Below are 12,468 nucleotides of genomic sequence, written 5' to 3' on the forward strand. Positions count from 1 at the left end.
TAATTTTGAGGATTATTGCCAACCACAAATCTATTAGAAATTAATGAGTCAGGAAACCATAATTTTCTCCATGGCGGGCGTGAGTAAAAATATTCCGCCCAACCGACAAATCCTAAAGAACATATATCTTTCCTTTTTTTACGGCGCTAAAATCGGCGTTTTAGGATTAAACGGCTCTGGTAAATCTACACTGCTGCGCATTATCGCCGGTATAGATAAGAACTACACGGGCGAAGTAGTGTTTTCTCCTGGCTATTCGGTTGGGATGCTCGAACAGGAGCCCCAGTTCACACCCGGCAAGACCGTTCGGGAGGTTGTCGAAGAAGGCGTACAGGAAGTTGTTAACCTGCTCAAAGAGTTTGACGAGATCAATGAAGCCTTCGGCGATCCGGATGCCGACTTCGACAAACTGATTGCCCGGCAGGGAGAAGTTCAGGAAAAACTCGACCATTATAACGCCTGGGAACTCGATCAAAAACTCGAACGGGCGATGGATGCGTTACGCTGCCCGCCGTCCGAAGCGATTATCGATAACCTGTCAGGTGGTGAAAAACGGCGGGTTGCCCTATGCCGTCTGCTGCTTCAACAACCCGACGTGTTACTGCTTGATGAGCCAACCAACCACCTTGATGCCGAATCGGTATTGTGGCTGGAAGAACACTTGCGGCAGTACACGGGTACGGTCATCGCCGTGACGCACGATCGGTACTTCCTGGATAATGTAGCCGGTTGGATTCTGGAATTGGATCGGGGCGAAGGCATCCCCTGGAAAGGAAATTACTCATCCTGGCTGGATCAGAAGCAACAGCGGTTAGCCAAAGAAGAAAAGACCGAGTCGAAGCGGCAAAAGACCCTACAACGCGAGTTGGAGTGGGTGAAAATGGCACCGAAAGCTCGTCAGGCCAAATCGAAAGCTCGTCTGGGCGCTTACGAAAAGTTGTTGAGTGAAGACGTAAAACAGCGCGAAGACAAACTCGAAATCTTTATTCCACCGGGACCGCGTCTGGGTGCAAAGGTTATCGAAGCCAGCGACGTGGCCAAAGCCTTTGGGGAACGACTGCTGTTCGAAAATCTGGAGTTCCGGTTACCACAGGGCGGAATCGTGGGTATCATCGGACCGAACGGAGCCGGTAAAACCACGCTTTTCAAACTGATCACGGGCCGTGACAAGCCTGATGCCGGTACGTTTGACGTAGGTGATACAGTTAAGGTCGCTTATGTCGATCAGGAACACGATGGGCTTGATCCGAACAAGACGGTGTACGAAGCGATTTCGGGTGGTAACGAGTGGATTATGATGGGTGGCCGTCAGTCCAACGCGCGCGCTTATGTCAGTCGATTCAATTTTGCGGGCGCGGATCAGGAAAAGAAAATCGGAACATTGTCGGGTGGTGAGCGCAACCGGGTTCACCTGGCGATGACGCTCAAGGAAGGCGCAAACCTACTGTTGCTTGATGAGCCGACGAACGACCTCGACGTTAACACGCTGCGGGCTTTGGAAGAAGGTCTCGAAAACTTTGCCGGTTGTGCTGTCGTTATCAGCCACGACCGCTGGTTCCTTGACCGGATTGCGACCCACATTCTGGCGTTTGAAGGCGATTCTCAGGTGTATTGGTTTGAAGGTAACTTCTCGGAGTACGAAGAAAACCGACGCAAACGCTTGGGTTCCGACGCGACACCAACCCGGATTAAGTATAAAAAACTCGTTTAGGCGCTGGTTGATTGACTCAACACTAAAAAAAGCGTAATCTCAGTTTAAGTACCTTCGTATGTATTACGGCTATTTCAATGGCACCATTGCACCCACCGATCAGTTGGCTGTTGGTGTCACCGACCTTGGCTTGCTTCGCGGCTACGGCTTGTTCGATTACTTCCTGACCTACAACGGTAGACCCTTTCAGTGGGATTGGTACTGGGAGCGCTTTCAGAACTCAGCGACGCGGTTGCATTTGCCGCTTCCGATCAGCAAAAGCGAAACCTACACCGTCCTCATGGATCTGTTGGAGCGGAGCGTCGGGGCAGGAGCACCAGCCGATGTCGCCTTTCGGTTTGTGATGACCGGAGGATACGCACCCGATAGCATCAGTGTTGTGCGTCCCAACTTGCTGATCCTAACTGAGGAAACCCATCCAACTCCGCAGAGTCAATACGAACAGGGTATTAAGGTGATTCTGGATGAGTACGTTCGGGAAATGGCCGAAGTAAAAAGTACTGACTACAAACGGCTTATTCTGATGGCTCAGGCTATCCGGTCGGCAGGTGCCTCAGATGTGCTTTTTCAAAAAGGGGGTGAAATCAGCGAATTGAGTCGTAGTAATTTCTTTATTGTAAAAGGAGACCAGCTCATTACGCCTAATCGCAATATTTTGCACGGCATTACGCGCCGAACAGTCATGCAGTTGGCGCAAGGTGACTTTGACGTTCAGGAGCGGCCGGTGCTGCTGTCTGATCTCTACGATGCCGACGAAGCGTTTACGACCAGCTCGACCAAGCGGGTATTACCCATTACGCAAATCGGTGAACTGACGATCGGTGATGGATACGTTGGCCCTAAATCGACGTTTTTGTTAGAGCGCTTCGATGAACTCGTAAAAAACTGGTAGTTACAATGACTTTACCGAAAGCTGGATGCTGACCAACGTTGGTTCAGTATCCAGCTTTCTGCTTTTGGGTTTACCACTTTCCCTGTGCTTTCATAACTTGTTCGATTACGTCACGGGCGGCACCGCGTCCACCCAGCATCGGTGAAACATAATCGCAAACGGACTGGATTTCGTCCACAGCGTCCGACGGACACGTACTTAGCACATCCGGGCGACTTAAAATAGGGAAGTCGGGAATATCATCGCCCATGTACAGAATCTCGCTTTCCTTTAAGCTGTCGCGGGTGATATAACCGAGGTAAGCATTTAGTTTCTGGTCCGACGGACCTCCCATAAAAACGTCCTTCACATTCGTTGCTGCCAGCCAACTGCGAAGGCCATCGGCGTTGGCCGCTGAGACAATACCCACACGAAATCCTGCTTTTAAAGCGCGCTCGATGGCATAGGTATCGCGAATGAAAACCGTTCGAAAGCGCTCACCGGAAGCTAGCAAATGGACGCTTCCGTCTGTTAATACGCCATCTACGTCGAAAATAAATGTTCTTATTTGTTTAAAACGTTCTTGCATGGTGGTCATGTTGTAAGTTTACTGGTAATCGACTGACTGTTCTATATTTTTGTTAAATGAATAATTACAACCCGTTATTGGCTGGATCGGCGTCGAGCGAACTTCCATCGGCGTTTCAGGCGCAAATGCAAGCACAGTTAGGTACCGAGTTTTCCGCATTTGAATCAGCAATCAAGCAGGAAACGCCGGTTAGCATCCGCATAAACCCCAGAAAGCAGCAGTACGACACAACGGGTCTGGACCGGGTGCCCTGGTGTTCAGAAGGGTTTTATTTGAACGAACGGCCAAGTTTTACCCTCGATCCGTTGTTTCAGGCGGGGGCTTATTACGTGCAGGAAGCTTCGTCAATGCTTTTGCAGGAAGCGTTGAAACAAACCGCCAATCTTAACCGTCCTCTGCGGGTGTTGGATTTATGCGCGGCTCCGGGTGGAAAAAGTACGCTGCTGGCGTCGGCATTGCATCCGGATAGTTTACTTATTTGTAATGAGGTCATTCGGAGCCGGGTGTCGGTACTTCGGGAAAATCTCGACAAGTGGGGATACGCCAATGTCGTCGTCAGCAACCACGATCCGGAAGATATGGGTAACCTGGCGGGTTTCTTCGACGTAGTTGTCGTGGATGCTCCGTGTTCGGGTGAAGGCTTATTCCGAAAAGATCCTGACGCGATGAACGAGTGGTCGGAGGATGCGGTACAGCTTTGCTCGGCCCGGCAAAAACGAATTTTATCGGCAGCCGCTCCCTTACTCGACGAAGGGGGAATTTTAATCTACAGTACCTGTACCTACAATGATTCGGAAAATAGCGAGAACGTCCGTTACTTAACCCAACATGGGTTTCGCAACCGCGCGCTCACGTTACCAGCGGAGTGGAACGTAGCCGAACGATGGTCCGACAATACGGTTGGGTACCAATGCTACCCCCACAGGGTTCGGGGCGAAGGCTTTTTCATCAGCGTGTTTCAAAAAACGGCATTCACCGCTGCTGTCAAGCTGGATGCTCGTACGTTTCGCAGCATTCGGACGTTGCGTCCACGCGAAACGGCATCGGCGATGACCTGGCTGCAAAATCCGGCCAACTTTTCGCTGTGGGAAAAACCGAACGGGGATGTTATGGCGTTGCCTAAAGCGCTGGAAAAGCAGTTCTTGTTTTTAGATAGCGCCCTGCGTAACAAAGGATTTGGTCTAGAAATTGGGCAGTTTAAAGGAACTGACTTTATTCCGTCCCACGCGCTTGCCTTAAGCACGATCATCAACCAAAATTTGCCGGCGCTTTCGCTGAGTAAGGAAGAGGCATTACGTTACTTTAAGAAAGAAAATCTGGTATTTGACCAGCCCGTTAAAGGCTGGCAGCTAGCCCAATACGAGGGAATCAATTTAGGTTGGGTGAAAGGCGTTGGGAACCGGGTAAACAATTACTTGCCGAAAGATTGGCGCATTCGTATGGACATCAAAGAATACATATGAAACGGTTTTTTACCATTAGCGGCTTACTGTTGACCTGTATCGTGGTCAGTTATATGCTAGGACCATCGGCGCACCACGACCCCATAAAAGACGAACCAATTGTGCTTGACCCCGATCTGGTAAGGCTCGAACAAACGATTGCGGAGTCGGAAAGCAAAGCGAATCTGCGGCCCGATAACGAAGCCAGAATTATATGGGCCGATAGTCTGCACAAAGTCAAAACGCCGTATAGCATCGTTTATATTCCTGGTTTTTCGGCGACCTGGGCCGAAGGCGAACCCGTTCACCGGCAACTGGCGAACCGGTTTGGCTGCAATTTGTATCTGAGCCGCACATACGGACACGGGGTCGATTCACCGGATGCGCTCAAGGACCTGACTCCCGGTAATTATACCGCGTCGGCTGAGCGGGCGCTGGCGATTGGTAAGGCATTAGGTGAAAAAGTAATTGTAATGGGTACGTCGGCGGGTGGGATGCTAACGCTTTATCTGGCCGCTCATCATCCTGAAATTTACGGTTTGGTGCTTTATTCACCCTGCATTGCGGTGGCCAATCCAGCCCTGAAACTGGTCACTAAGCCGTGGGGGAAGCAGATTCTTAACCAGGTATTTCAGGGCGAATATGTGGTTAGTGACTATAAAAAGCCTGGTCGTGTGCGGTATTGGCTACCCCAGTACCATACTAACGGGTTGATTACACTGCAAACGATGCTGGATGAGTATATGACTCCCGAGCTGTTTAAGAAAGTAAAGCAACCGCTATTCATGGGCTATTATTATAAGGACTCCGCTCATCAGGATAAAGTGGTTTCGGTAGATGCCATGCTGGCTATGTTTGATGCACTTGGGACGCCTTCCGACCAGAAAGAAAAAGTAGATTTCCCCAACGCCGGTGAACACGTGATTGCGTCAAAATTCACATCGAATGATCTAAAAGGAGTATACAAGGCTACCGAAACCTTCATGGCGAATGTACTGAAGCTACCGGCTGTGTCGACAGAAAGACCCGCTATCGCCTTAGGGCGTAACGGTAGCTTGACCAAAAAATAACGTAACTTTGGCGTCACGCTGTTGTTTGCCTTTAGGCGATGACAGAGCACAGTTTCAGGAAAAGTCTGTTACGGCGGCTTATGAAAACTGTAAACCGAAAATCGCACCGGTGACCCGGTATAAACTTAATACAATGGCTTACGGATTACTGAATGGAAAACGCGGCATCATCTCCGGTGCCCTGGACGAAAAATCAATTGCCTGGAAAGTCGCTCTAAAGGCGAAAGAAGAAGGGGCTACGTTTACGCTGACCAATGCGCCAATCGCTATGCGCATGGGCACTATCCGCCAATTAGCTGAACAATGTGAGGCTGAAATTATCCCGGCTGATGCTACGTCGGTTGACGATATTGAAAACCTGTTTACCAAATCAACGGAGGTGTTAGGCGGAAAAGTAGACTTCGTGCTGCATTCCATCGGTATGAGCCCCAACATCCGTAAAGGCAAAGCGTATACAGATCTGAACTACGATTGGTTTAAGCAAAGCCTTGATATTTCGGCCTTGTCGTTCCACAAAATGCTGCAAACGGCTTATAAACTTGACGCTATCAGCGAGTGGGGTTCTGTTGTCGCATTGACATACATGGCGGCTCAGCGTACGTTTCCGTTCTATACCGATATGGCCGATGCGAAAGCGACGCTGGAGTCGATTGCCCGGAGCTTTGGTTACCACTACGGCAACTACCGGAACGTGCGGGTGAACACCGTATCGCAGTCACCGACGCAAACGACGGCGGGTGGTGGTATCGGCGGGTTCGATAAGTTTTTCGACTTTGCCGAAAAAATGGCTCCGCTGGGGAATGCTTCTGCCGATCAGTGTGCCGATTACGTAGTTACGCTTTTCTCCGACCTGACTCGTATGGTTACGATGCAAAATCTTTTCCACGACGGTGGCTTTGCAATGACGGGTATTTCTGCCGAGGTTATGGACATGATGACGAAGCAGTAGATCCGCTGGCGTACAACAACAGAAAAAGCTCGGCATACACGTGCCGAGCTTTTTCTGTTGATAAAGGAAATTAAAACTTGATTTCCTGAGTCAAGTACGTTTCCTGGTTATCGCCATTGATGCGGACAGTGGATCTCAACGGTTTTTCGTTCCAGTTAACAGTGATCAGACCGTAATTCAGCTTTGCCACGATAGGGCCGACGCGGTGTTTATTAACCTCTTCGTGAGGTGCCGATACGTGCGTTAAACCGCTGCTTGTAATATCATATAAATCATAGCCCAAGCCTGGTACGGTCACTCTGGACACCTCCGCCTGATGGCGATCTCCGCTAATCATCAAAGCTCCTTTGGGTTTTGTCTTTCCTAATAGGTCGAGTAGTCGTTGACGCGCCGTCGGGAAGTTGGCCCATTTTTCGTACACATGATCTTCGGGTAGGATCTGAATACCAGAACCAATAACATGCACGTCGGCGTCTGAGTTGGTCAATTCTTTTTCCAACCATTGCCACTGTGCTTCGCCCAAGATGTCGCCCGACGGGTCCGGTACGTTCGCTTTGCCATCGCCCGCTTTTTTCAAGGGGTCACGGAAGTAACGAGCATCGAGCAAAAGCACTTTGACGCGCTTACCTTTGAGGCCATAAGAATGGGACGAGTAAGCTCCTTTCTGCGTTCTCAACGGACTATTGGTTGGAACATCCAGGAAATCGAGCATAAGTTGCTGGCTCTCTTCCCGCTTCGGATATTCCTTCCCGCCGTCGTTAACGCCATAGTCATGGTCATCCCAAACGCCAATGATGGAGGTAGATTGCCGCAACTGCTGGTAAACCGGGTTCGCCTTTTGCACCGCATACTTAGCGCGTAAGGTATCCATGTTTTGGGAATCACCGTAGATGTTATCGCCAAGCCATATCCACACATCGGGTTTTTGAGCCACAATGTCGTCCCATAACGGTTGTGGAAGGCTTTGGCGGCTGCACGACCCAAAGGCAATGGTCGTAGCCGGTTTTTGATCAGTAACAGTACTGAGCTTGGACGACCGGCATCCGGCCAGCGCCAGGCTACCAATAATGCCAAACGTAAGGAAGGTTTTCATCGAGTAGGTTTGTGTTGTGGCATAAAAGTAAAGAACCCGCACCTCAATTGGCACGGGTTCACGATTCGTTAACAAACCGAAAAAGCGTTTACTCTTCCCAGCTTCGTATGATCCGGCTGCCGTTTTCGGTCGATTCAGCCCGAATGAAACAGTCTACTTCCTGCTGCAATTCTTCGACGTGTGAGATAATGCCGACCACTCGGTTTTCGGTACGCAGAGCTTTCAGCGTTTTAAAAACGGTTTGCAAAGCGTCTTTGTCCAGGGTACCAAATCCTTCGTCGAGAAAGAAAAGGTTTTGGTTGGCTTTGGTCAAGTGCCGAATATTGTCTGACAACGCCAGCGCCAGCGACAGAGCAGCCTGAAAGGTCTGGCCACCGGACAGCGTTTTCACGCTGCGGACCTGACCTCCGTTGAGGTAATCGCGCACCTGGAAGTTATTTTTTTCGTCAAGTTCAAGCTTTAGTTGGTTGTTAGTCAGCTTGAAAAAACGGTCGTTTGCCGATTCGCAGAGGTTTCTGAGATAGACCGATGAGACGTAATTAACGAACCCCTGCGCCCGGAACAGTTCGTCCATTTTTTTTAGATCCTGCCGTCGTAGGTCAAGATCGTCGTAGCGCTTCTGATGTTCCTGCTTTTGCTGCCACTGAGCTTCGAGGGTTGCCAATACGGTAGTCGCCCGGCCGTGTTCTTTATTGAGTTCGTCTTTCTGCGCTTGTAACGTTGCCAGTTGCTGCTGAATAGTAGTCAATGCAATGGCATCGAAAGGGTGTTCAGCTAGTTCGATCATCAGCGCTTCGACCTGTTGCTGTAAACCAACCCGTTTCTCCGTATACTCTTTGATCCGCTGTTTTTCCCGATGTACATCCAGAGCGGACCGCAAAATACGATTCACCTGCTCCCGAACCAGACCCTGCTCTGTGAGGTTTTTGTCGATGGTGGCTTCCAGTGTCTGGATTTCTTTCGCAATGTCGGCCAGTTGAATTGTCAGTTCCTGAATCTGGGCCTCCGTGGCTGCTGCTTCTTTCTCGGCGATTCCTTTGTGCTTGTCGGCATCTTCGAAATTGAGTTTTGTCTGCTCATACGATCGGGTCAATGATTTACGCAGCCCATCAATTTGATTCAGGTCCCATCCATTCACTTCATCGAGCCGAAAATGTTCCAGCGATTCGGCATCCCGCTTTAATTGACCTGTCAACCCCGCGATGGCATTATCGACTTCCGCGTTTTTCTTCGCCAATTCGTTATAAGCGTGTTCGGCTTCGTCGATGAGTTTATCCAGATCCCGAACCGCTTTTTGGGCTGCCTGAAGTTTTTGCTGCCCAGCGCTTTCCTGTTTAATGGCCTGCGCAACTTGTCCTTCCTGCTCTTTCGAGAATTCTGACCAGATAAATGTGTCCTCGTGTTCCGTAAGCTGCTGGACGATTTCGGCTCGTTCCTGAATAAGCCTTTTCCCGTTATTCAGCTCACTGCGTAGTTGCGTAGTGAGTTCTTTGATCGTCAACTGTAAGGCTGTAGTCTCCTCAATCCGTAGCTCAACCTTTTGTAACGCAGCTAAACTTTTTGCCAGGTCGGAACCTTCACCAGTGCCTCTGTGGCGGGTTGGATGATGTTCTGAACCGCAAAGCGGACAAGGCTCTCCTTCGTTCAGGGCATCGGCATACTTCCGTAGCTCATCCTGGACAAATAGCTGCTGATGTTTTAGTCTACGCTCTTCGCGAATAACTTTCAGTTGGGCAATCGCTTCTTCGATCTGATCAGGCAGAACTTTAAGTGCCAATTGTGTCCATTCGGGTTTAAAGCCGATCAGTGCCTCGTCTTTGCGCTGCTTAAGTTGTTCAAGAGTCAGGTCGTAGCTGTCGATGGCTGTCTGCAAATCGTCGGCCTGTTTCTTCAAAGGTTTGTAGGCCGTAAACCAGTTCTGTACCTTATATAAGCGTTCAAGATTTGACGTTTGCCCAAGTGCTGTATCAAGAACAAGCTGGTGTCTGGCTCGATCCGTCTTGCAGCGGTCAAGCTGATTTGTCTGCTGATTAAGCTGTGTTGTCAACAAATCTCGGTTACGCTGTTGCAGCGTGATCGATTGCTTTACCGTCAAGATGTGCTGAACGGTGTCCAGTTCATCGATTTTCTGTTGTAACTCATTCCGCGACTCGTAGGCTTGTTTGGCCGCATCGTATACACCCTGTAAACTGGCCAGCCGCTTTGTTATGGTCGCAAGCAGCTGATTGGCTTTGCGCTCCGCTTCGGCCAGTGACGATTGTTTTCCAATGAGTTTTTCAAGGCTGGCAAGATCGGCTTGGAAAAGCAACAGACAACGCTCGTAGATCGCTATATCGCGCTCCAATTGATGATACGCGGGTGCCTGCGTAAGAAGTTGCTCAAGTTCCTGCTGGACTATTGTTAAGAGCTTACTTTTATTCTGACTATCGAGCAGACGCTTTTCGTCCGGAATCAATAGCTTGATTTCGTCGTCGTTCCGCGTCAGTGACTCTATAATACGGGCGATGTTGTCTTGCGCAAGATTGATCGCTTCTGGATTCACGGTTTCCAACGGAGCCAGTAAACCCCGTAATTCCGAAAGCTGTTCGTCATTCGCTTTGCTCAACCGCCCAACCCGACCCGCCAGATCGTACTGCTCAAGATTGAACAGCTTGTTCATCATTTCGGTCCGTTCGCGCGGGCTGAGTTCCAGAAACTCCCGAAACTGGTTTTGGGGAATAATAATGGTCCGCTTGAAGTTCTCGTAATCAAGCCCTAAAATCTGCTTCGATAAAACCGCTATATCCTCTTTTTCATTACCAATCGGATGCCATTGGTTAGCCTGACGGATAAACATCCGGCGTTCACCGGGTGTAATCTCGTGGTGCTTTTTCGGATGTCGTTTTGATTCGTAGACAAACTTGTATACTTGCTGCTCTGGACCTGCCTGAAACTCGAAGTCGATGATCAAGTGCTTCGACTTCAGGTTCATCATATTATAGGCACGCTTGTCCTGGTCGTTCAGGCGCTCTGTTTTACCGTACAAGGCAAAGCTAATAGCTTCCAGCAATGAGGTTTTGCCGCTACCAACCTTGCCGAAAATGCCAAATACACTCGACCCGATTAGCTGCTGGAAGTCTACTTCCTGTAATTCTTGGTACGAATAAAGGCCCTGAATTGACAGCTTAATGGGTATCATTCGGATTCGGTGGCTAAAATTTCTTTAAACAATTGCTGAAGCCGCTCATTCGGTTCCTGCCCTTTGTTTTTGCTTTTGAAGTAATCCGTGAAGAGCGTATTCATACTTTTGGTAAGGTCTATCGTTGGTACGCTTTCCTGCTCGGGCATCTCTACATCACGAACATCGGGAATAATCGTCACCAACGACGTGTGAGCCTGCTGAAGCTGTCGGCGCTCTTCACTGGTCAGATACGTTGCTGTTTGCATCGTAATCTCTGGATAGCAATCCGGATTTTGTTGAAGCCATTCAACGGCATCAACGACGTGTGTGAATCGAGGACGTAAAAGCCGCTTACCACTTGTGAGGGGTAACGGCGTAACCGTTACGGGTTGCCCCGCTTCAGCGTCAATGAGCACAACAAACTTCTGCTGGTCGGCTTCCGCAAAACTGTACGCTAGCGGACTGCTACTATAGATAACCGGACTGGGTCCTCCACCTATCTCCTGATAACGATGTAAATGGCCCAACGCTGTATACTGCACTTGGGGAGGAATCATGTCCGTGTAAACAACGGAGGCTCCGCCAACCTGCAAAATACTACGCTCATCGTCCGATTCCTCGGGTTGCTCGCCCCCGCGTTTCATAACGAACAAATGAGCGGTTAGCAGATTGACGCCCTGATCATCCATATAGGTATCCGCTAATCCTGCCCAGTGGTGCTGCAACTGCTGCCGAAGCTCATCACCAAAACTTGTCTGTCCGAAATACGAACGCATCCGGCTTTCATTGGCATAAGGCGTAAGAATGATTCGTACCGGCGCTTCGTGACCAGGTAGCTTCAGTTCAACAAAGCCAGGAGCTGAGCGTAACAATTTCGCCTGACAACTCAATTCGTACGAATGAACCTCTGTTTTCGGAAAACCGGCGAAAACAATACCACATTCGCGCCCAAAATGATCTTGTGCTTCTATTCGATATGGATTGTCATGATTTCCGGCAATCACGACTACAGGACGCTTACCGCCTGCCGTCAATTTCTTAAGCGTACTATATAATAAGTCCTCGGCTTTGGGATCGGGATTAAATGAATCAAACAAGTCACCCGCTACAAGTACCAAATCGGCTTGTTCCCGCTCGACCAGTTCAATAATCTCATCCAATACAGTCTGCTGCTCCTGGAGTCGTTGAAAATCCTGGAGCCGTTTTCCTAGATGCCAGTCCGCTGTGTGTATAATTTTCATACTTCAACCTCAGATGAGGATACACGTTTCAAAAGGATACGCAATATAATTCATCGCACCGCAAATCGACTAGAAAATGGCTTGTCTAAAGGTTATTGAAGCTAGAAAAGCACGCTTAGACGAGCGATATCGCTAATTCTCTAAAATTGTTTGAAAATTTTTTCGAATGGTAAAATGCTGACTGCTTGCGCATTAGTCTATTTTGATAAGGTACTCGCTAAACTATTTTTGGTAGGGGTCTTGACACGGGGCAAAAAGACCCCTACCTTTGCAGTCCCAAATGAGGGAAACAGTTCGAAATACAAAACGCAAGTCCTTGTCTTTCAAGCTGTTACACGCAAA

The 12,468-nt window shown here is 49.3% G+C and carries 10 protein-coding genes; 6 read left to right on the forward strand and 4 right to left on the reverse strand.

The window, feature by feature from the left end:
* The first annotated feature begins 43 nt into the window (after positions 1-43).
* Together ettA and M0L20_RS27940 are read left to right on the forward strand one after the other, a co-directional pair.
* Positions 44-1,711, forward strand: coding sequence for an energy-dependent translational throttle protein EttA (ettA, locus tag M0L20_RS27935; RefSeq protein WP_232560585.1), 1,668 nt, complete (start codon positions 44-46; stop codon positions 1,709-1,711).
* Positions 1,712-1,769: 58 nt separating this feature from the next.
* Entirely contained in the window at positions 1,770-2,603 is an 834-nt protein-coding gene (locus M0L20_RS27940) for an aminotransferase class IV (RefSeq protein ID WP_248480462.1), read from the forward strand.
* A gap of 70 nt (positions 2,604-2,673) precedes the next feature.
* Here the strand turns inward: M0L20_RS27940 and M0L20_RS27945 are convergent, their stop codons facing one another.
* Complete coding sequence (locus M0L20_RS27945) at positions 2,674-3,180, reverse strand: KdsC family phosphatase (protein WP_232560587.1); 507 nt, start codon at positions 3,178-3,180, stop codon at positions 2,674-2,676.
* A 47-nt stretch (positions 3,181-3,227) separates the two neighbouring features.
* Between M0L20_RS27945 and M0L20_RS27950 the strand changes: the two genes are divergently transcribed.
* The 3 genes from M0L20_RS27950 (at position 3,228) to M0L20_RS27960 (ending at position 6,632) form a co-directional block, all read left to right on the forward strand.
* Positions 3,228-4,634, forward strand: coding sequence for a methyltransferase RsmF C-terminal domain-like protein (locus tag M0L20_RS27950; RefSeq protein WP_248480464.1), 1,407 nt, complete (start codon positions 3,228-3,230; stop codon positions 4,632-4,634).
* Positions 4,631-5,683, forward strand: a complete 1,053-nt coding sequence (locus tag M0L20_RS27955; protein WP_248480466.1) for an alpha/beta hydrolase — start codon at positions 4,631-4,633, stop codon at positions 5,681-5,683. Before M0L20_RS27950 ends, M0L20_RS27955 begins: the two co-directional genes overlap by 4 nt.
* A gap of 133 nt (positions 5,684-5,816) precedes the next feature.
* Positions 5,817-6,632, forward strand: a complete 816-nt coding sequence (locus M0L20_RS27960; protein ID WP_232560590.1) for an enoyl-ACP reductase FabI — start codon at positions 5,817-5,819, stop codon at positions 6,630-6,632.
* A gap of 70 nt (positions 6,633-6,702) precedes the next feature.
* Here M0L20_RS27960 and M0L20_RS27965 read toward each other — a convergent pair whose 3' ends face one another.
* The 3 genes from M0L20_RS27965 to M0L20_RS27975 form a co-directional block, all read right to left on the reverse strand.
* Positions 6,703-7,725, reverse strand: coding sequence for an alkaline phosphatase D family protein (locus tag M0L20_RS27965; protein WP_248480468.1), 1,023 nt, complete (start codon positions 7,723-7,725; stop codon positions 6,703-6,705).
* Between the two features lie 88 nt (positions 7,726-7,813).
* Positions 7,814-10,903 carry an AAA family ATPase gene (locus tag M0L20_RS27970; protein WP_248480469.1) on the reverse strand — a complete coding sequence of 1,030 codons (3,090 nt, stop codon included), beginning with the start codon at positions 10,901-10,903 and terminating at the stop codon, positions 7,814-7,816.
* Entirely contained in the window at positions 10,900-12,126 is a 1,227-nt protein-coding gene (locus tag M0L20_RS27975; protein ID WP_248480471.1) for a metallophosphoesterase family protein, read from the reverse strand. The genes M0L20_RS27970 and M0L20_RS27975 overlap by 4 nt, the downstream gene beginning before the upstream one ends.
* 150 nt (positions 12,127-12,276) lie before the next feature.
* On the opposite strand from M0L20_RS27975, the gene M0L20_RS27980 reads away from it, so the two are divergent.
* On the forward strand, positions 12,277-12,468 hold a 192-nt coding region (locus M0L20_RS27980), incomplete at its 3' end, for a hypothetical protein (protein WP_248480473.1).

Origin of the sequence: Spirosoma liriopis (assembly GCF_023196085.1) — a bacterium.
GTDB classification, from domain to species: domain Bacteria; phylum Bacteroidota; class Bacteroidia; order Cytophagales; family Spirosomataceae; genus Spirosoma; species Spirosoma oryzicola.